Annotated in this window: 6 protein-coding genes and 1 tRNA gene; 1 reads left to right on the plus strand and 6 read right to left on the minus strand. The window is 50.1% G+C overall.

Annotation, left to right across the window (positions count from 1 at the left end):
• Position 1 precedes the first annotated feature (1 nt).
• From BUB37_RS02140 to BUB37_RS02165, 6 genes are all read right to left on the minus strand, one after another.
• Positions 2 to 72, minus strand: a tRNA-Cys gene (locus BUB37_RS02140).
• A gap of 43 nt (positions 73 to 115) precedes the next feature.
• Positions 116 to 478: a dihydroneopterin aldolase gene (gene folB / locus BUB37_RS02145; RefSeq protein ID WP_072987774.1), complete on the minus strand. Its 363-nt coding sequence runs from the start codon at positions 476 to 478 to the stop codon at positions 116 to 118.
• Positions 479 to 562: 84 nt separating this feature from the next.
• On the minus strand, positions 563 to 1,516 hold the full coding sequence (locus tag BUB37_RS02150) for a PorP/SprF family type IX secretion system membrane protein (RefSeq protein WP_072987777.1): 954 nt from the start codon (positions 1,514 to 1,516) through the stop codon (positions 563 to 565).
• Between the two features lie 21 nt (positions 1,517 to 1,537).
• Positions 1,538 to 16,159 (minus strand): T9SS type B sorting domain-containing protein, encoded by a 14,622-nt coding sequence (locus BUB37_RS02155; protein WP_072987780.1) that lies wholly within the window; start codon positions 16,157 to 16,159, stop codon positions 1,538 to 1,540.
• Positions 16,159 to 18,267, minus strand: coding sequence for a PorP/SprF family type IX secretion system membrane protein (locus BUB37_RS02160; protein ID WP_072987783.1), 2,109 nt, complete (start codon positions 18,265 to 18,267; stop codon positions 16,159 to 16,161). The genes BUB37_RS02155 and BUB37_RS02160 overlap by 1 nt, the downstream gene beginning before the upstream one ends.
• 6 nt (positions 18,268 to 18,273) lie before the next feature.
• Positions 18,274 to 20,529, minus strand: a complete 2,256-nt coding sequence (locus BUB37_RS02165) for a T9SS type B sorting domain-containing protein (protein ID WP_072987786.1) — start codon at positions 20,527 to 20,529, stop codon at positions 18,274 to 18,276.
• Between the two features lie 218 nt (positions 20,530 to 20,747).
• Here BUB37_RS02165 and BUB37_RS02170 point away from each other — a divergent pair, with 218 nt between their 5' ends.
• Complete coding sequence (locus BUB37_RS02170; protein ID WP_072987790.1) at positions 20,748 to 22,430, plus strand: glutamine--tRNA ligase/YqeY domain fusion protein; 1,683 nt, start codon at positions 20,748 to 20,750, stop codon at positions 22,428 to 22,430.
• Positions 22,431 to 22,542 lie beyond the last annotated feature (112 nt).

Below are 22,542 nucleotides of genomic sequence, written 5' to 3' on the forward strand. Positions count from 1 at the left end.
GAGGCATCGAGCGGATTCGAACCGCTGTACAAGCTTTTGCAGAGCTGTGCCTAGCCACTCGGCCACGATGCCATTTGCGACTGCAAAGGTAAACGTTTCTTGGATAATGGAAAACCTAAGGGATCCTTTTTTCTTTGATCACCACCGTAACCTTTTCAACATCGCCACCAATGGGCGGGTTGATCTTGGATACCCAGACCTTTGCGGCCGTGACTATGGGTATTTCGTCGAATATACGTTTAATGATCCTTTGGCCTACGTGTTCGAGCAGTTTCGAGGGCAGGCCCATTTCCTCTTTGACAATGCGGTTGATGTGTACATAGTCTACGGTATCGGACAACCTATCGGAGAGGGCCGCTTTCGATATATCGGCATTTACCGATACATCTACCCGGTATTCGCTTCCAATGGCGGTCTCTTCCTTTAAACATCCATGGTGGGCATAGGCCCGGATGTTTTCCACCTTTACTTTTCCCAATACAAAAGAATTTTTTGCAAACTTACGCCAAACCGTTCAATCGAGACAAGGCGCGCCCCTATTAAAATGGATGGGCTTAGGGCTTTAATAGGTGCAGCGGCAATTACTAAGCCCTTGAAAGAGATCTACACCAATGGTAACCACGTGGGTACCGGTACTATAGGTGATAATCTCGTTAAGGATAATCTGGTACGAATATCCAAAGTAGAAATTACTTTTCTTAAGGCCGGCGAAGGGGGCTATGTACAAAGGGCTTCCGATTTGGTCGTTCAAGAAGCGGTAGTTGACCCCGGCGTAGTAATAGTCTTCAAAATCGTACCACCTGAATTTTAGGTTTAAGTCGGTTTCAGAACGTCCGTCGCTCTCGAATATCTTAAATAAGAGCGAAGGCTCTATTTCAAGGTCGCTGTTTTTGTTCTTTCGGTATCGATAACCGGTATATACATAGTAGTTTCTAAGTTCATTGGGCTCGTCTACGTCGAAGGTAAAGTTGTTGGGATCCTTGTTCAGTAGGTTCGAGGCATTCGCACTGAGGTAAAATTTGCCGTAGCGGTACATGGCACCCACATCAAAGTTATGGTTGGAGGTCTGCCTGTTGTTGATTACCCCGGGATCAAGGTTGGCATCTACGAACTCGTCGATGTCTATACGAAACTGGTTAAAGTTGTACGAGATGCCGAAGGAAAGAAACTCGTCGTCGTATCGGTCCAAGGTCAAATGGTGGGCAAAGGATACGCGCGCGCCTTGTTGTTTGGTATAGCCGTTTTTATCGTTGTACAAAAACACGCCCAAACCCGATTTTTCGCCCAGGCGCATATCAGCGGCCAGCGATTGTGTTTGGGGAGCATCTTTAATACCTACCCATTGTGCAAGACCATTGAGCCTAATTTTTACGTGATCACCAATACCCGCATACACAGGGGACAAAACAAAGGGGTTGTCTGCCAAATACTGTGAAAGCTGGGGCGAGTTTAACTCTTGGGCCCGGGTGGCAATGACACCCGAGAAGAGCAGCATGGTCCATATAAATTTACGCATGGTTCAGTTAGGTTAAGTTTTTTATCGATATAGGGTAAAGTGTCCGACAAACTCCCGATCATCATTCTCTCCTTGAAGTTTAATGATATACCAGTAGTCGCCCGTTGGTAATTCTTTTTGTTTGTAAAGTCCGTCCCAACCACGATCTCCGGCACCCATTCGGTACACCTCCCTACCATAACGATCAAAAATTAGGGTTAGTATCTCGGGGAAGCCTTCATCGTTTTTAGGTTTCCAGAAATCGTTCTCACCGTCGCCATTGGGGGTAAAGAAATTAGGTATGTCGATGTCGATGAACTCCATGTAAATGCTGGCGGAAGCCTCACAACCGTTCGCATCGACCACGGTTACCACATAGGTGTCCGTTCTGTTGATGTAGAAGGTGTTGTCGGATCCATTGTTGACATCGCCGAAATAGATCGTGTACGCTTCCTTGCCACCCGATACCGTCGCGGTTATCTCGTTGATGTTGCTTTGTTCCACCGTAATGGTCAAGGGATCAAAGTGTTCTATGGCAAAATCATGGGTACTTATACATCCGTTTTCATGGAAAATGGCGATGAAATGATTTCCTGCGGCAATATCCCTGAAATACGGACTGAGCTGCATTTCGGCGGGATCGACCGTATCCAGGCCATAGATTACCTGTTCCGCCATGGCGGGATCGTCGAGGGTTATATTGACATAGTTGTTCGGTATCTGTCCGTTACAGCCATAAACAGGCTCTATGGTAGCACCGAGGTTGACACCCGGATCCACGGTAACAAAGACATTTTCTTCACACCCTTGGTCGTCTTTGATGAAGACGATGTAATCGCCTGCGGCCAAGCCCGTAATGGTATCCCTGTCCTGTACGTAATCCGTTTCGGTGGCCAATCGTGTACTGTATGGCGCCGTACCTCCCGTTATGGTCAATTCGATGGAACCGTTTTCCTCGCCTTCGCAAATTTCGGGTAGGGCCAGGGCGGAAACCTCCAAGGGGGCCGGTGCCGTAATGGTATATTCCAGTTCTATGAAACAACCGTTGCTGTCTTGGGCGATAATGGTGTAGTCGCCCGGTGCCAGCCCATCAAAGGTGTTTTCGTCGTCAAACCGGTTAAGGTTCGGTGAAATGGCGTATTGATATGGGGCTACCCCACCGCTTAGTTCTACCGTAATGCTGCCGTCTTCCGCGCCGAAACAGCTTATGTTGGTAAAGTCATTGGCGTCAACTACCGATAAGACCGTTGGTTCGGTAATAACGACTTCTTCTGCAGGGGCCGTACAGTCTTCGCTTACCACATTTACGTAGTAGGTACCTGCCGTGAGCCCATCGAACTGGCCGAGCGGCTGGGGTCCTGCAATTCGCGATGCGGCACTTAATGAGGCGTCGGTATACAATTCGTATTGGTAATTTCCGAGTCCGCCTTCCGCATCGGCATAGATTATGGCGGTGTTGTCACCATTACAGTTGATAAAGGCGGCGCTGGTGTCTACGGTCAAGGTCAAGGGATCGATCATATCCTCTTCGATCGAATTCGATTGTACGGCGGTACAAAGGTTGACCGCATCCCTGACGTAGTAGCGATAGGTACCGGCGGACAACATACCGCTGAGGGGCAGGTTAACACTGTTTCCGGGCATGGCAGTCCAATTGACATTGTCGGTACTGTATTCGTAGGTTCCGCTTCCTCCGGTGGCGCTCAACTCGAATTCAACGCCTGTAGCACAGGTCAACGGACTTGTTCTGATCAATTGGGCCTGTACCTCGGTAGGATTGGCGATTTCAACGATCAAGGTCTCATCGGAACAGTTGACCTCGTCGGTTACCGTAATGCTGTAGAAACCGGCGGCCAAACCATTGAACGTCGGGCTGGCCTGGGCCACGGATGTGCTCAACAGGTTGCTTCCCAAGAGATCGTCGTACACATTTAATCGATACTGGTAAACCGGTGTTATGTTCCTTGGATCTACCGTGGCGCTCACGCTTGCCGTATTGTCATTGAAACAAGACAATGAGGTTGCCGAAATACTGGCTACGATATCGTCTGGCCTAATTAGGGTAATATTGTCGGACAGTACGCATCCAAAGGCATCCGTAACGGTCACATGGAAGTCTCCCGCGGATAAATTTTGGAACAGGAAGGCCTCAACATTGGTCTCGGTATACACCTGCGAGGTGGTGGTGTTTTCGAGACGAATGGTATAGGGTCCCTCCCCTCCGGTCGGATCGACCAAGATACTTCCCTGGTCGTTGGAACAGCTTACGTTCGATTCCTCGGTGATGGCGGCCGTAATCGGGTCACTTGGCGCCAATACGGTGATGATATTGGAATCGTCGTCGCACAAAGGCGCACTGGTTTCGGTAATCCGCACATAATAACTTCCTCCAGGAAGGTTTGATATGACCAAGGGTGTACCGGTATTTCCGGTTCCGCTGAATGCGGCCCCGGGTACCGGGTTATCGTTGATGTCATATACCTGATAGTTATACGGGCCCGTATAGTTGTTGATGGCTACACTGAAGCTACCGTCGTCCACACCGTCGTTCAAACACTCTTCGTCCGTCAATTTTGTGGCCAAAACTTCAATTACATCCGGGTCCTCTATGGTGTGTACGGTTTCGATAACACAGCCTGTATCCAAATTGGTGATCGTTACCCTGTAGTTGCCTACTTCCAATCCTGTAAAGGTTTCGGGATTGTTGGTAGATGTGATCGTCTGATTGTAGACCACATTTATTCCGGTTACGGTATACTCCAAGTTCGGTGTTGCCGTAGCTGGGCTAACGGTCACCCCGACCTCAATTTCCCCGTTGTCCAATGGGGAACAGGCAGCTTCTTGGGTAGTTGTTACGATCGCATCGCTGATTTCTACAAAAGGCAATACGGTATTCGCGGTGGAAATGGCCGAACATCCCGCATCGTCATATACCCTTATTTCATACGAACCGCCTAAGCCGTCGGTTTCAAAATAGGTAGTGTTGGCACCGTCTTGAACAACGCTTCCGTCACGTACGAATACATATCTCACATAAGTACCCGTACCTCCCGATGCATTGGTAAACGATACGCTGGCATTGTTTCCGTTGTTGCCGTCCGTACATCCATACTGAACAATGCTGATGGGATCTACGGTAATAGCTTCCCGTTCGGTAATGGTAACATCGGTGGTTATTGCGCAATTGTTGTCACCACGGGCTTCAATGGTATAGGTTATTCCGGTTGTAGAACCTTCGAGTCCATCAAAGAAAGCGGAGGTCGTGGTAGAGGAAGTAGGGGATATTGGGAATGTTGCCGTACTTCCGGGTCCCGCCGTGATGGTAAAGGTATAGGGGCCTACTCCATTGTCGGTAACACTAACGGAAATTGTACCGTCATCTGCGCCGTTACAGCTTACATTGGTAGATGAATCTACGCCTATTACAGGTATTACCGCTGGTTCCAATCTTTGGGTTAGGGTCGTGCTACAGCTATGATCGGCATCTAAATCGGTAATCGTAAACACGTAGTCACCAACTTGGGTCAGACCTGTAAAGATTCCAGTAAGGTTACTATCATCTACGGTAGCAGGGGCCGATGATGGGTATTGAACATCGTATCTAAAGTTGCCCGAACCTCCCGTTTGGCTAATCGTGATCTGACCGCCCGGATCGGTAACGGAGCAATCTATGGTCTTGACCACCGTGGCAAATGGCGAGATAGGCTCATGTAGGTCAATGCTTGCGCTTGTGGCGCTACTACAGCCCCATTGGTCACTAACGATCACTTGGTATTCGCCCGCACCCAGACCACCAAATATAGGAGAAGTCTGTATCGGTCTCAGGTCTTCGAAGGCCGAAGTTACCGTATTGAACACCTGGAGCTGATAACTATAGTTGCTACCCTGTCCGTTAAGTACATTGATAACCTCGATTTCTCCTTCCAAATCGGTACAATTCGGTTGGTTTATCCTTAAGTCTGCCGTAATCGGTGTTGGGTCGTTAAGCGTAACATCGGGCAATTGATGTGCACATCCCCTTGAATCCATAACCCAAACTTGGTAGGTTGCCGCGATTAGGTTTTCCGCTTTCGGATTTGGTCCGTAATTGGCAGGGTCGGTGGTATCGACAACCGGACCGGCCGTATCGAAAATCAGGTACGAATAACCGCCCCATCCCCCGGTAACGTTGGTGACCTCTATGGTTCCGTTGTTTCCGGGTGCGCAAGTGATATCGGTAAATACCCTGTTTGCGCTGATCGGGTCGCTAGGACCTGCAATTGTGAACATTTCGGAAGCGACACAAGACGGGTTGCTGTCTTGGGTTACCTCTACGCGGTATTCGCCCGCGCCGATGGCGAAAGGTGTTGTGGGACCTGCATCGGTCGAGGTTCCGGTCGCACCTACAATGAGGGTATCATCGCTGGGGTCGACCGTACCTTGTGAATTATAAATTTGCCATGTGAAACCGCCGCCATAGGGCTTGGTGCTATCGCTTATGGTAAAGCTAACGGAACCATCTGTCCCGTGACAAACCACATCGACCGTCGTAGCATCGATTTCAAAGGTATTTGGATCTTCAATTTCAAAGGTAGTCTGAACAAAACAACCGGTAACGGTATTGGTAACGGTTACTTCATAGTTTCCTACTCCTATTCCGCTAAAGGAATTGGAAGCTTGACCAAGTTGGCTATAGGCATTATCGGTACCTACTACGGAATATTCGAGTGTTGGACTTCCTGAAGGAGGCGTTACATCTACCCCTATGGTAACCACGGCATCATCACCGGGGTTACAGCTTACATCGGTATCAATGCTTACCGTAGGATTGCTTATGGCTACAAAAGGCGCTATTATGGCCGTAGTGGTGCCTACACAGCCCTTGTCGTCATATACGTTGATGGTATATGCGCCGCCTAAAAGGTCGGTTTCGATATAAGTATCGTTGGAGCCGTCCTGAACCACAACATCGGGTTCTACCACAGCAGTGGCCGGATTGTCGTTTTTAATGAATTCGTAACGGACATATGTGGTTGAACCACCGGTAACGTTTGCCACGGAAATGCTGGCATCGTTCTGGTTGTTGGCCGTGGTACAGCCAAACTCTACTACCGGATCCAATGTTACGTTGATGGCGGCAGGCTCGGCGATGGTAATTGGGCTGCTAACGGTCGTACAGTTGTTCGTGGCCACATCGCCCCTAACGGTAACCAAATAGCCGTTAGGCGTAGTCGTTGGCGCAAGCGCGGTGAAGGTGGCCGAAGTATCTGTCGTACTGAATGGCGCGATACTTACGGGAGTACCGTCGAAGGAGGTAATTTCAAAGGTATACGGACCGGTACCATGGTCAACCGCCGAGATCGTAATGGTGCCATCCGTAGCGCCCAAACACGTAACATCGGTTGCTGTAACGGTATTGATCACGGGTACTATCCTATCCGGGACATTGACAACGAATTCCCTGTTACACGCTGCACTGTTCGGGGTATTGGTATCATAGATGGTTATTGTATAATCTCCTGCCGCCGGTGCCTGGTAATCGAACGGATTACCCGGGATGGCCGTCTGGGCGACTGCCGGTACACCGGCCGTGTTGGTAATCGAGTATTCATAACTTCCTGAACCATCCAATACTTCGATGGTGATAACCGCATCGGGCGATCCGGTACAATCCAATACCTTGGTCAGCTCGGCCTTGGCCGAAAGTACGGGGTTGACCACATAACCCAATTGTGAGTTGGTACAGCCATTGCCGTCCATAATGTAAATATCATATGATCCCGGGGCTACATTTTCAAACAGGCCGGCATTGTCCAAATAGGTCGTCGGGGCGGGGTCTCCGGCCGGAACAATGGCGTACCGGATGTTTCCTGCGGCCGAACTGCCTACCACGGTAAGGTCGATAGGCGCGCTACAGTTGTCTTGGGTAACCGAGTCTATGGTCGGGTTCGGCGATAGGTCGAGATGAACCGGGGCCAAGGTTACGGAACAATTGTATTGATCATAAAGTGTAACGGTATAGCTTCCTGCTGGTGAATTCACAGGAATTTCAATAGGATTCGAAGTGGTTCCCGTCAAGGGGGTAAATCCGCCAGGACCTGTTACATCGTAGGTGTACGGGGCTCCGCCACCACCGGTAACATCGGTAATGGTAATCAACCCTGGAAGGTTACAGGAAATATCGCGGGTAACCGTCGGTGTAGCGTTGATGGCATCCAATTCTTCCAAGAGTGCGTTCTCGCCACCGCCGATACAGGCATCTGCATTTGATGCATCCACCTGAACCAATCGGATATAGTATTCCCCTTCACCAAGACCTGAAACCGTAATTTCATCGTTGTAGGGAACGTTGCTGGCAGAGGGACCGGGTCCGCTGATATCTATGGGTGTTGAATTACCTAGCTCATAGATTTCATACCGCATAAATGGGTGGGCGGTATTTGGATTAATGTGGAATGTTATTTCACCTGTCGATGAACCGGAACAGGTAGGTACAATATCCGTAGTAATCTCTATAGGCAGATTGACACCTGGCAATTCATTCACATTTTCATTGCTCTGGCGCACACAGCCCGCACCGTCCCTAACGTAAAAGACATAGGTTCTACCGGGAACCAAAAGGGGCAAGCCTGGTGTTTGTGGTGTGGTAGCATCGATATTTTGGAAAATATGGGGCGTTCCGGCCGGTATTGGGGCGGTCCAAATAGCAGTGGCAGGGTCAAAATTCGCCGGATCGTCGCTATAGGTGTACTCGTAGCCCGGAATCGGGTTTCCTTCGCTACCCAATACACGAACCTGAAGGTCGTTACAATTGACAACCACGGCCGCCAAGGTTATATCCAGGTCATCCAAGGGATAAGGAATGGTATATCGGTCAAAATCTCTTTGACAAACCGTACCACTTGGTAGGGTCACCCGAATGGAAGGGTAGACCTCGGTACCTGAAACACTACCTCTTAATTCATTGGAAAGTTGCCAAGAGGCACCGCCATCATCGCTATATTCTATGGTTCCCCCGGCCGGAGCGGTGACATTGTCAAACTGGAAACCATATTCGTTGGCGTCAGGGTCATTACATGCCGCCGGCAATATAGGGATGATGTCGGCCGTAATCTCAACGGCATTGTTGATCGTTACCGTTGTTGAGGTAACGGTACAACCATTAACATCGGTAATGTTTATTTCGTAGTCTCCCACCCCGATACCGTTAAAGGTCAGCGAAGGGGTAAATACGTTTGTACTCGTATTGCCATAATCGATACCATCCGCTGGGGATAGATCTACCAGTTGATAGGTGAACGGGGCCGTACCGCCGGTAATGGTCGCATCTACGGAGCCGAGCCCGTCAAAACATTCGGGGTCGGTGGCCGTACCGCTTACCGATAAAGGAGTGGCGGGAGTGAATATAATATCTTCCTGAACAAAGGAACAAGAGGGCGATGCTCCATTGTTATCCAGTACATAGACATCATAACCGGCCGGATTGGCGGTCGCCATGGCATTGGTTACGGTCAAGGTATTGGTTGTGGTATAAAGTCCTGATGGGCTTGTATCTGCCGGTACAATGGCATACACCAAAGTTCCGTTTCCACCTGTGGCGTTGACCGTTATCGATCCGTCGTTACACGAATTGATAGCAACAACATCAACAGATACTACAAGCTGTGGGTCTATTGTAATGCTTTGTTGTACGGCTGTACATCCATAGGCGTCCCTAACGTCTATGGTGTAGGTGCCATTCGATAAATTGTTAAAAGTGTACGTAATAGCGGTACTTGGCGTAGGTGCCACAAAGGGTCCGCCGTTGATACTGAAGGTATATCCGCCGTTTCCATCGGTAACATCAACCTGAATGGAAGCATCGTTGGTACCGGAATAGCAAGGCGTAGGAGTCGCGTCAAAAGTCGGTACTGCGGGAGCGGTTACGGTAATCGGGGCATCGATGGCATCACTACAGTTGTTTTGGTCCCTGACACGTACGATATAGTCCCCTGCGGGAATGTTCGGGAAAACGGCGTTGTTTCCGTTGGTAGCGAAATCATAGGTTCCTATAACGGTGCCCAGGTCGTCCTCCAACTGGTATTCATAGGTGGGCGTACCCCCTATGGCACTGGCCGTAATGGTAGCACCGGTGTTGTTACAGGTAAAGACTTCCGTAATGTTGGCGAAGGCCTCAACGACATCGGGCTGCGTCAAGGTTTGGTTCAAGGTAACGGTACAGCCTGCAACGGGGTCGTTTACATCCCTTACGACAATACTGTGCGCTTGGGCGGCAAGACCGGTAATTTGTTCCGGTGCGCTAAACGGACCAACAAAGGCCGCTCCGTTCAAGCTGTATTCGAATCCGCCTGCACCGTAGTTGTCGGCGTCTATGGTGATGGTACCCGAGTTGTCGCCGTTACAATCGAGGTTTTCAAAAGCGGTAATATTGGCTTCAAAGGCATGGCCATCCTCTACGATTACGGTGGTGTCGACCGTACAATCACTGCCATAATTGACCGTAATGGTGTGGTTTCCTGTGGCGACAGCGTTAAAGAGGTTGCCCGTTTGTGGGGAACCCCCATCGATGCTGTAAGTGTATGAGGCATCGTTTGGAAGAACAGTTATGTTTCCGGTTCCATCGCAGTTGTATGCCACGGAAGTGGTAAGCGTAGGTTCGGCCGGTAGGGGGGCAATTATAATGTCGGCCAAGGTAATCTCGCAGGAGGTAGCGTTGGCGTCCCTAACGCGAATACTGTGCGTTCCGTCGCTTAGACCGGTAAAGGTATGTCCGCCCGTGGTAGAGGCCGTCCAAGCGCCTCCATTGATGCTGTATTGATAATTTCCTGAACCACCTGATGTTGGGGTGATGCTTCCAACGGTGATCTCTCCATCGGCAAGACAGGTATAGTTTTGTGTAATAGCGGCTTCTGCGACCAATTGGGCCGGTTCGGTAACGATTACATCCTGGGCTACGGTTTCGCAATTGCTGGCGTCCCTGACACGAACGGGATAGGTTCCTGCCGATAGGTTCGGGAAGCTGTTTCCGGTTACATAAGTGACACCGTTGTCGATACTGTACATAAAGGGAGCGTTTCCGCCCGAATCAACGTTAATTGAAATGGCTCCGTCCGAACTTCCGAAACAGCTTACCGCCGTGGGTGTTGCGGTTATGGCAATAGGGTCGTCCTTGGTTACGGTCAGGGTATACATGGCCTGGCAGTAGTCTGGGGTGCCCCCGTTGTCGCGTGCGTATACATCGTAATCGCCGGCGACAGAAACCGTTACGGTAGTGTTTGTATTGAAGTCGCCGTCGGTCACGGCGGTACCGTGGTCCACTACGGCATAAACGTAGTTGTTGTCACCACCAGCAGCTGAAATGGTGATGTCGGTATCCGAAGCACAGGCGGTAATTCTTGGCGCCGTGGCACTAACGGTCAATTGTGGGTCGATAGTAAGGGTCTGTAGCGTTCCCGTACAGCCCAATCCATCTTGCACGTTGATCGTGTATGTTCCGTTTGATAGCCCTTGGAACGTATGTGTCGTGCTGTTCGCAGGGCTCGGAATGACCCATGGGTTTCCGTTGATACTGAAGGTATAATTGCCGTTCCCATCGGTTACGTCTACTTGAATGGAAGCCGTATTTCCGCCCGTATAACAAATTGTAGGGGTCACATCGAAGGTAATCGGGTTTGTCGGTGCAACGCTAAGGGCTGCATCAAGGGCATCTTCACACGTATTGGCATCCCTAACGCGGACGATGTAATCGCCGGCCGGAAGATTGGGGAAAACGGTATTGTTACCGTTGCTTGCGAAGTCATAGCTTCCGACAACATTGCCCAGTCCATCCTCCAATTGGTATTCATAGGTAGGCGTACCCCCTGTGGCGCTTGCCGTGATGGTGGCCCCGCCATTGGTACAGGTAAGTTCGGTGGTGACGTTCGCGCTAACCACGACGGCGGTTGGTTCCGAAAGGGTATGGGTCAACGTGGTCGAACAAGTGGTCTCATCGGCTTTTCGGAGCTCAATCGTATAGGAACCGGCACCCAATGGGGCAGTGGTCGTTACCGGGGAAGTGGTTGCGGCCACGAAGGCACCTCCGTTGATGGAGTATTCGAATCCTGCGGCGGCATTGAAATTTTCCACTTCGAACGTAATACTGGCATCGGTTGCCCCATTACAGGATGCATTGGTGGAGCCTGTGATGCTGGCGGTAAATACCTTGCCGGCAACTACGGTGACCGGGGTTTCGACCGTTTGTTCACAGACTTCGGGCACCTGGTGGATAACAATGTCGTCCAAGGCAAAGTCGTTGCCCCCGTTTCCGGGAATTTCGGAACGGATTACAAAATCGAGTGTCGTGTTGCTTCCGGGGTTGAGTTCGGCCGTAAATTCGACCCAATCGTTTTCCCCTGTATTTTTGGCAATTGTACCCGTGGTGATCGAGCGCACTACGGTGCCCGTTCCCGGTTCCCGAATTTCAATGGTCAGGTTGGGGTCGAGACCGCTTGTACCCTGGCGCAAAAGGTTCATGATATACAGGGTTACACTGATATCCTGGTTGGGAATAATGTCGTTTATTTCCTTGGAATAGATAATCTGGTCCGGCGAAGGCGTACCTACGTTCATGACCAAATAGCGTCCCTGTCCGGTTCTGGTTCCGGAAGTATGGTCGATAGGGTTGATCCAGGTACCGAACGGAGCGACAATTTCACTGGTTACGGAGTACTCAAAATCATTGATATTGCTGTTGGCATCACCCGGAGGGTTGGGGGTTTGATCTTCGTAAGTGTAGCCATTGGTATTCGGACTGGGGATGGTGGGTCCGCTTCCGAAGTCTTCTATGAGCAATATACTGGGGGTCGGCGGTGTTTGCGACGAGTAATTCGTACTTACGGTATAGGTGCCGGGAGGAACGTTAACAAAGACGTTGCTCGTGGGGTCGGGGGAGTTGGGAACCCCGTCCAGGGCATAGGTATAGTTGTAGGTGGCGATATCTGGCGTTGCCGTTATGGTTGCCGTACCGTCGCATCCATAGCTTACCTCGGGGGTCAAGGTAACCTGGGGCTCTTCGGGCTCTTCTTCCACGGTTACGTTCATGGGATACTCGCATGAACCGTCGGTTACGACCACGGTATAGTCTCCCGGAGGAAGCACGGCAGTGCTCGAGGCACCATAACTTGCCCCACCGTCAAAACTGTATTGGTACGGGGGGTTGCCGCCTACTACGTTGGTTACGCGAACCTCGGCCCCGTTGGGGTCACAGGTCGCGTCACGGGATACCCCTGCCGAGGCACTTAAGGGAAAAGGCTCGTTGAGCAGGTAGGTCTGTGTAAGTTCACATCCCGAACTATCGAGTACACGGATGGCATAGGAGCCGGCCGATAAATTGACGAAAGTAGGGGTCGACTGGTAGGTGGCCCCGTCGTCGATACTGAATTGGTAGGGGGCCACGCCACCACTATAAACGATGGTGATCGAACCGTCGGCATCGCCGCTACACGAAGGTTGCGTTTCGGTAATGGAATCAATGGTCATCGCACCATTGTCGTTGATGGTGACTTCGTTCGAAAAGGCGTAACAGTTGTTGGCGTCGATGATAACAAAGGAATAGGTGCCGTCTTCTCCGGGAAAGTACTCATCGACACCGTCGGCATCGGTATCCCTCCAACCAAAAGTGAAATTGGGGTCGGTTTCATAGGCATCGCCCGGTATGGAGGCCACGTCCGGGTAGAGATCGGTTCCGTTCCTGCTCCAAATAGCATAGGAATAGTCGGGGTTGGGGAACCCGTTGCTTCCCGTCAATTGGATAACTCCCGCCGTACAGCCGATATCGCTGATGGTCAGGGCGGTTACCGTAGGGTCGGGTATGCGGTCGACCCTTACGTCTTCGGTATGGAAACAACCATCTTCGGTCGAAACCTCGATCGTATAATCGCCTTCGCTTACATTGAAGGTGTGGGTGTTGCTGGTCTGTGCCGTTTCATCGTCGATCAGGGTACCGTCGTCCCTTCTCAATACGTAGGTATAGTTGGGCTCAACATTAAGTACGTCGATTTTAATGGAACCCTGTTCGTTACAATTGGCCGAAGTGGTTTCGATATCGACCTGAAAGTCGCGATCGCGGATACCGATATCCGAGGTACTGAAAATACAGGCATTCGGTATCGGGTTGCCCGAACCGTCCAATTGGGTGATATCAACGCGGTAGGCACCATTGGTGGAAATATCAAAACTAGGGCCGTTATTGGCGCTGAAGGGAACGACAATGGTATTGTCGGCCACGTTTACCAATTGATAACCGTAATTGGCCCCTAGGCCGGTAACGGTAATGTTCCCGTCCGTACTACAGATGATGTCCCGGGTGTCGACGTCAAAATCGAGGACGTTTTGATAGACGTCGAAATAGAACCGGCTAAAACATCCATATTGATAGTTAACGACCAACCGGTATTTTCCAGCTTGGCTTACGTTAAAGTCATTGCCGCTCTCGACGGGGGTCCAGGTACAAGAGAGGTTTTTGTTGGCGCAACCGTCGGGGGCGTCAAGGCAGCTTCCCTCGTCCAAACGTTCCCAAGACAGGCTTATGGCATCGGTAATATTGACCTGAAGCAGTTGTGAGGCGTTGGATCCGCACAAGTCTATTATGGGCAATAGGTCGCCATCGACACTACATTGGGCAATTTCCCCCTGTATGTCGTTGGTGGGGTCGCTATCGGAATTCAGGTCGTTGAAATAGTCAACTATAGGGTTGGTTTGGGTAGTGCCGTAACGTTCGACAACGATAATTTCCTTAAAGCCCTTACAGGGATCCGCAACGATTTTGTCGACGATGTAGGTTCCTATTTCCGAGACGACCAGGGTACTCGGGTCAGCGTCGGGATCTCCGTCGTCGAGTACGGTGTCCGATGGGTCTATTTGTCCGTTTTCGTTATCGTCGCGTACCCAAATATAATCGTCGAAGTTATCACCGGCATCGAGGGTTACGTCTACCCCACAGAGTTGTACGGTACGGTTAAAATTACAATCGGAAAGATCGTCCAACAAAAAGTTGGTGGCTCCGGGGGTTACAAAACCACAATCGTCAAAGTCGGATACACTGGGGTCGTCGGTGATTTCGTTGTTGTTGATTTCACCGCGGTAGGTCGAATACGCTAGGTTTTCGATCAGATCGGTACAGGCATCGATAAAATCAAAACAGTTTTCGGCCACTTTTACCCGCATGCGTATTTTGTGTTCGGTGGCGCCGACTTCTACGTATTGGTTCGGTATGCTAAAGACCACTTCCCTGGTGGCCGGGTTGTAGGTGTATGTCGTTCCGGACGGCATGGAGATGTTCGCCTCGTCCAAGCTTACGTTTATGGGTAAAACATCGCGAATCGTATAGTTTACCGCGTTGTCGTTACCCGTATTTTGAAAGGTTAGTACGTAATCCAGTATCTGCCCCAGGTTGACACCCTGCCCCGTAATATCGACACCGTCAATGTTCTCGACCCGTTTTTCGAGAACGATCTCCGGCTCGATGATTTCAATATTGAAAGAGTTGAAGAAGGGGTAATACTGGTCTCCGTTGGTCTCGAACCTGAGGGTGGCGGAAGTTTCGCTGTTGGGTATTACCGAATTGCTCGGGTTGTTCACCGAAAAAATGTCGGTATCGTAGCCCAAGGTATTGTTGCTGTTGGGGTCTCTGTTGGTGGTATAGGCACCGTTCAGGGTAATGTTACTGTTAAAAAAGTTGTTGGATGGATTGACACTGTTGCTCAATGTGGTATAACTACCGCTGCTGGCCGCCCGTATGCGTAGCCGGTCGCCCGTAAGTCTGTAGTCCCCTTCGAGTGCCGCTGCTCCCACGTTTGCCTTTACGGGACCTACGGGAATGGTATTAAAACCGGTATAATTGATGTCTACCCTATCGGTATTCCTAACACGCGCAAACCCATCAAAGGTGGTGATGAGCTTTCCTGTCAAATTCGGGTTTTCGTATACGATTACAAGGGTCCACCCGGCAGCGGAGCCCCCATCGCCATACATGGTGCCTGTGGTGGCCCTGATGTTGGCCACCGTATATTCGCCCGTTGGGTCTGCCAAAGGGGTAATGAGACTGGTAACATCGGCATAACAGGCGTACGGACTGTTGTTTCGCAGGTCGGGATCTGAGCTGGTAAAGCCGTCGAACAATACTTCGTCGGCCGTAATATCGACGTAGGTTCCCCCGGGAACCTTGAGGCGCACCTGATTAAAATCGTTCTGTCGACCTTGGCCTACGGGAACGGTGTTGGCCTTGCTGTCTAGGTGCCCATTCGCCGTGGCACTGGGGTAGGTGGCCGACCAATAAAGGCCAGCGTATCGGATAAGGTTACACTCCGAATTCGGAAAGGCGAAAGTGGCGGAACTTGAGCTAAATGTAGAGGGGTCACCATCTACATCGATGTACTGCATGTCCTTGTTGTCGTTGTAGTTATAACGACCTCCGGTTTCCGTATTGCTGCTCCACCATGCAGTGCTTAGGTTATTGTATGGGTCCTCGGGCTCCGTAGAGGAGGTTCCCCCATCCCTGTTCAAAATATTGTTTGAAATAAAGGTGAGGTCGCCCTTGATGTTCGTCTGGTAACGAACCTCGAAGGAATTGTATTCTTGCGAAAAGGCCGTAAGGCATAGTAAAAATATACCAGCCGATATAATTTTTTTAATAAGATTAGGTATCATTAAGCCAGTTGGTTTGGTTTAACCCGCATGATCCACATTTTGTCGTCGTACGAGTTATTGAGGTGGTTATAGTATGATATTAGGGCATTGTTCCACGATTCGTGCCTTTTGAGGTATACGTATCTCCAGTTGTTCTCTGGGTTGATAAAGTAGCTGGCACTTAAACCGTATGAGTTTAAAAGCTTAACAAACCGATTGGCATTTTTTGGATTGGCAAAGACATTGGCAATAATGTAATAACCCGATCCGACACCATCGATGTTGTACGTTTTCGAGGTCAGTTCCTTAGTGGCTATTTGGTCTTTTACCACTACGTTTTGACGGAGAACGTTATTGTCGTATTTAGCTGATTTTTCCTTTAGTTTGTCCACATTGCTGGCATAGGCCTCATTGGTGTACTTGTTGTCCACATTCATGATCCAGAGGTCGCCGTCGTATGAACCGTTCATGTTCGAGGCATGGGCATCGGCTGCTTCCTGCCAAGTATCGTAGCGTTTTAGGTAAACGTATTTAAGTCCGTTCTTAGGGTTGTCGATATAGTCGGTCGCAAAGCCCTTGGCATCCATATCGTTGATGAACTTCTCCATGTACTTTCCGCCCTTGTACACGTTGGCCACGACATAGTAGCCGTCTTGTACGCCTTCAAGGTTTCTGAACTTTCTGCTCTTTACCTTGTCTTGGCCTACTGACCCGGGACGTTTTGAAGTGTTTTGAACCTTGTCTTGGGCAATGGTCGGCCGAGGTGTTTCAACCGTGGTGGCCAAGGCCTTGTCTTGGCTTTCCGCACCATTGGTACCGTTTGGTATATAGGTGTCCTTACCCGAACCGTTCGAGGCCACGGTGGGTTTTTCGAGTTTGCCGAGGAACATTTTTTCGGCCTGCTCCTCTAGATCCGGACGCTCTCCCTTCGTTTCGTTTCGCACCATGCGCATGACCATATTGAACCGTCGTTCAAGGTCCCTTTGGCGATTGGCCTCGATCGAGTCTTGACGGAACATAAGCTCTTCGATAATGGCGTCGTTTTCGGCCAGTTTTCTTTTAAGCTCGGCAATCTCTTCATTGGTGGCGAGTTCGTTTTTGTCCAAATCTTCGCTCTCTACAAGTTCATCCTCATAATCTTCTTCCAACATTACACGGTCTTCGGTAAGGTTGGGGGTGAATGAATAGGCGAATGAAATTTCATGGGTAACACCCAAGGCTTCCAAGTCGGTGGTAAAACCTTTTTCCATGGTATAGCCCAGGGACAACCTTTTGTTGATGTTGAAACCCGCACCGGCCGAGGCACCGTAAAAACTGTCGTAGCCGCCTTGGAGCCAGCCCAATTTGGGAAGGTCGAGAATAAGGCTGCCGCCGAAGGTAATGTCCTGTGAATCGTCGCTGTCAACCGAAACGTAGCGGTTTTGGCCGTTCATGCGAACGCGGGCCAAGGGCATTAGACGGCTTCCTTCCATTATTCCTGAATCGTTGTCGAATGCGTGGGTATACTGCAAGTGGGCCGAATAGGTCTTATCGGCGAAATCGGTTAGCGATTCGCTGGTCTTTAAATTGTAATCAAAAAGATTTTCGGCAAAGACCCCAAAATCGAAATTGCCGTAAGAAATGTTGAAACCGGGTTGAAACGAAAGTACGTTGCTATCTTCTGTACCGTTCAGTCTATAATCTTCGGTGTCAATGACGTCGACGCTGTTGCGATCGAGGCCCGTGCTGTAATAGGCGAGGTTGCCACCAAAGGTAAAGTTACTTTTTTCGCTAAGTTTGACGCCGTAGGCGTAGTTTGCCAGAACACCTATGTTCGAAACCGGCCCTATCGATTGGGTATATAGGCTTAGACCCAGACCGCTTCGGTCACCGATCCTACCACTGTAGCTCAGGAAGTAAGTTTGGTCGTTGTCCTTGAATTGTACCGATTGGTTTCGGTGCAATAGGTTGATGTACGACTTGTCTTCCTGCACGGTGGAGAAGGTGGGGTTGATCAAAAACCTATTGAACTTCAATAGATTTTGCGAAGCGGGGCTATACAAAAGTATAGGGTCGTCTTCCTGTGCCTGTATATTGGTAAACGAAAAGGCAGCGATCAGGGTTAGCGCTAGGTATTTGGCTAGTTTCATTTTGGTTTATCTGATAACGGTTATGGTACCTTGTTTTAAAGTTTCACTAGCGTTCTTTATGACATAGTAGAAAACCATGTTCTGTTGTGTAAATGACGTCGATGACTCGGGCCAGTTGTTTCTATAGTTCGTGACGTTCAACACCTCGGATCCCTTGGCGTTGTAAATAATAACGTTAACGTCCGATTTGTTTGAATACGAGTTGGGTATGACCCACTGGTCGTTGGCCCCATCGCCATTTGGAGTAATCACGTTGGGGATGTTGAACAGGTCGAGGTAGGCAACCGTCACGGGCTTGACCACATCACAGTTTCCTACGGTGGCGACCAAGGTGTAGTTCCCTTCGGTAGAGAAGGTGACCGAGTCGGTGGTCGCTATCTCGTTGTTGTTGGCATCGAACCATCGGTACGATGTTCCCCCGCTGGCGGTAACGGTCTTCGAGCTTCCTTCCGGGAATATGACATCGCCGTCCACGTCAAGGGTAATTAGTTCCGGATCCAATGGGGAGATTTCTATTTCGTTCGAAATCAACGGACATGCACCTTTTCTAACAACTAGGCGGTAGGTGCCCGTTTCGGTAACGTTGAGGGTGGCATCGGTCGAGTTGATTACTTCCCCGTCACGCTCCCAATTAAAGGTTTCGCCGGCCAAATCCGTTGAAGTGCTTAGGGTAATCACATCATCGGAACTGCAATAAACGGTACTGGTGCTGCTAATGACCAGACTGGCGTTGCTCGACAACTGTACGGGCAAGGAATTGGAAGTGCTGGTCATGGAGGCATAATCGCCTTCAACCGCGTACGATCCATTTTCATCGCTGCTGGTCAGGCTGATGGACCTCGATGTTTCTCCGGGCACGGCCGAACCGTCCTTTTGCCATTGATAGCTAAACGAAGAACCCACATCGTCGGTTACATCCAGTTCGCTTGAATCGGCAAGAACCGCATAGACCTTGGTTTCGAGCACGATACTAGATGCAGAACATTCGGTATATTCTGTGGCGTAGTCGATCTCGAGTTTAAATTCCGTAGGGCTTACGACCGTCGTACTTTCGGAGTTGATGGTGGTGGATGAACAGGTGCCCCCGGTTTGTGTTACCGCAACGTAGTAGGTTCCTTGCTGTGAGACCTCAAGGCTCGCACTATCGGAGCCCGGTATCGGGGTCCCGTTGCGGTACCATTGGTAAGTGGGACTGCTGGCATCGGTGGTTACGGTCAAGGTCTGCGTTTGGCTCGGAAGTACGACCAAATTGTCGCTGTTGGTACGGGTCACGGTGAAGGCTCCGGCATTGGTAATGCTCACAGGCGCCGAGGTTTCGGTGCATAGCCCCGCACCCCTTATCTGTACGGTATATTCTCCGGTAAAGCTGGGATCGTTGGTATCTATGGTGTGGGTATAGGCTCCGAGTTGTTCGGACTGGATAACGGCACCATCCTTATACCATGTATAATAATAGGAACCGTTTTGTACATTGGCCTCCAATGCGGGGGCGGCCTCTCCGGCACACAATGCGGTCGATGCGGGCGTGTTGATGGCAATGCCACTGCTCGTACCGGTATTGATGATTATGTGGTTTGATTCGGTATTGGCCGAACCGGTACAATCGCCGTAATCGATATAGACCCAGTACTCGCCATCGCCGCTGGTTTCAATCGAAGGACCTGTTCCGAGTGGCGTGCCGCTCCTATACCACGAATACTGATAGGAGTTGAGTTCGGAGGCCGGTACGTTGTCAACGGTCAAGGTTACATTGCCCCCGCCGCATACCTCCAGGGTTCCCGGGGTGCTTCCGTCGCCATCGGGACTGATGTGCAGATTGGTGGTGAAGCCCAGGTAATACATGGCGTAGGCGTCGGATGCCGGACTTGTGGCGGCCGGACTGGTACTTCTCGTCCGCATTTTATAGCCCGCGCCCTGCATATCGGTGCTTAGGGCGAATTGGGTAGTGAACTCCGAATTGCTGTTTTGGTCGCTTACGGTTGAAAGAACGGTCGGTGATGCAAACGAACCGCTGGCATCGGATAGTTCGAGTATGAATTGGTTGTCCGAGTTGGCGCTACCGGCCCATTTGATGGTAACGAAGTATTCGTTGTAAGTGGCCGATGCACAAGCCCTGTTCCAGGGGGTACTGCTGCCGGTGTTGGGGTTGCCGGCAGGTTCCGGTGCCTGGAGGGCAATGGTCTGTGCGTTGATGTTCTGGCTTGAAAATAGCATAAAGGCTATCGCAAGCGTTGTTCCGGTGGTAAAGAGTGCTTTTTTCATAAGTAGTCGTAGTTTTGGGGTTTACTACACGTTCTGGTTCAGATTTGGGATTCAGCAACGAACGCTAACAAATATGCTACTTTATACACGCGTAGGGAAGTTTATGTTGTATCGACCCCCAAATGTGTTGTGAAATGCAGGAATTTGTTAGGAAAGAAAATTCGGTTCACCGACAATTAGGGCATTTTAACTACCTTTGTCACTTTAATAGAACATCTATGAGCGAGGCTTCAAAATCCTTGAATTTTATCGAGCATATTATAGAGGAAGACCTTAAAAATGGCTATTCCAAACAGGACCTGCGATTTCGTTTTCCGCCCGAACCGAATGGCTATCTGCACATTGGGCATGCGAGTTCCATTTGCTTGAATTTTGGTCTGGGTATTCGCTACAACGCCCCGGTCAACCTGAGGTTTGACGATACCAACCCCGCAAAGGAGGAACAGGAATACGTAGACGCCATCAAGCGCGATGTGGAATGGTTGGGGTTTAAATGGGATACCGAGCGGTATGCATCAGATTATTTTCAACAATTATACGATTGGGCGGTGATGCTGATCAAGGAAGGAAAGGCCTATGTAGACAGCCAGTCGTCGGAGGATATGGCGGTTCAAAAGGGCACGCCTACCCAAGCGGGAAGCGATAGCCCGTACCGAAACCGGTCTGTAGATGAAAATTTACGGCTTTTTCAAGAGATGAAGGATGGCAAGCACGAGTCGGGTAGCCACGTGCTTCGGGCAAAGATCGATATGGCCTCGCCGAACATGCTCATGCGCGACCCAATAATGTACCGAGTGTTACATAAGGCCCACCACCGCACAAATACCGATTGGTGTATTTACCCCATGTACGATTGGACCCACGGGGAGAGCGATTATATCGAACAGGTCTCCCACTCCCTTTGTACCTTGGAGTTTGCCATGCACAGGGAATTGTACGATTGGTTTCTCGACCAAGTGGTGGAACCGGGTAAAATACGGCCCAAACAGCGTGAATTCGCCCGTAGGAACCTTAGCCATACCGTGGTAAGCAAGCGTAAATTGCTACAGCTGGTCGAAAGTGGGGTGGTCAATGGGTGGGACGACCCACGGATGCCTACCATATCGGGCTTGAGGAGAAGGGGCTATACCCCCCGTTCCATCCGCAATTTTGCCGATACCATCGGTATTGCCAAACGGGAAAACCTTATCGATGTATCGCTGTTGGAATTTTGCGCCCGTGAGGACCTGAACAAAACGGCTCCCCGGGTGATGGGCGTACTCAATCCATTAAAGGTGGTCATTACCAACTATCCCGAGGGAGAAACGGAGTGGCTCGAGACCGAGAACAATCCCGAGGATGAATCTGCGGGTACCCGCGAAATTCCGCTTTCAAGGGAAATATTCATCGAAAAGGAAGACTTTAGGGAAGAGGCCAATAGAAAGTTCTTTCGTTTGAAATTGGGGGGCGAGGTGCGCCTAAAATCCGGATACATCATCAAGGCGGAATCCTGTACTAAAGATACCGAAGGGAATATTATTGAGGTACAGTGCACATACGACCCCAAAAGTAAGAGTGGAAGCGGTACCCCCGAGAGTTTGCGCAAAGTTAAGGGCACCCTGCATTGGGTCTCTTGCCAGCATGCCCTTAGGGCCGAGGTGCGGCTTTACGATAGGTTGTTCTCCCACGAGAGTCCCGATACGCAAAAGGACAAAGACTTCATGGAGTTTCTCAATCCCGAGTCATTGCAGATTATCGAGGCCTATGTCGAACCCGGACTTAAAAATGCCAAGGTGGGAGATCGGTTCCAATTTCAACGCATAGGTTATTTCTGTGTGGATCCCGATACGTCCGATGATAAATTGGTTTTTAACAAAACAGTTGGTCTTCGCGATACTTGGGCAAAGCTCGAGTCAAAATAATTTGTCGTCGGGGCGGTTATAGTTTCGAATGGAGACGAAAACCGTTCTTAAGCCCCCTTTTTTTTTGGTCATAGATTTTGATTATCCTATTTTTCTTCACAATCGATTTAGA

The organism is Pseudozobellia thermophila (genome assembly GCF_900141855.1).
Classification (GTDB): domain Bacteria; phylum Bacteroidota; class Bacteroidia; order Flavobacteriales; family Flavobacteriaceae; genus Pseudozobellia; species Pseudozobellia thermophila.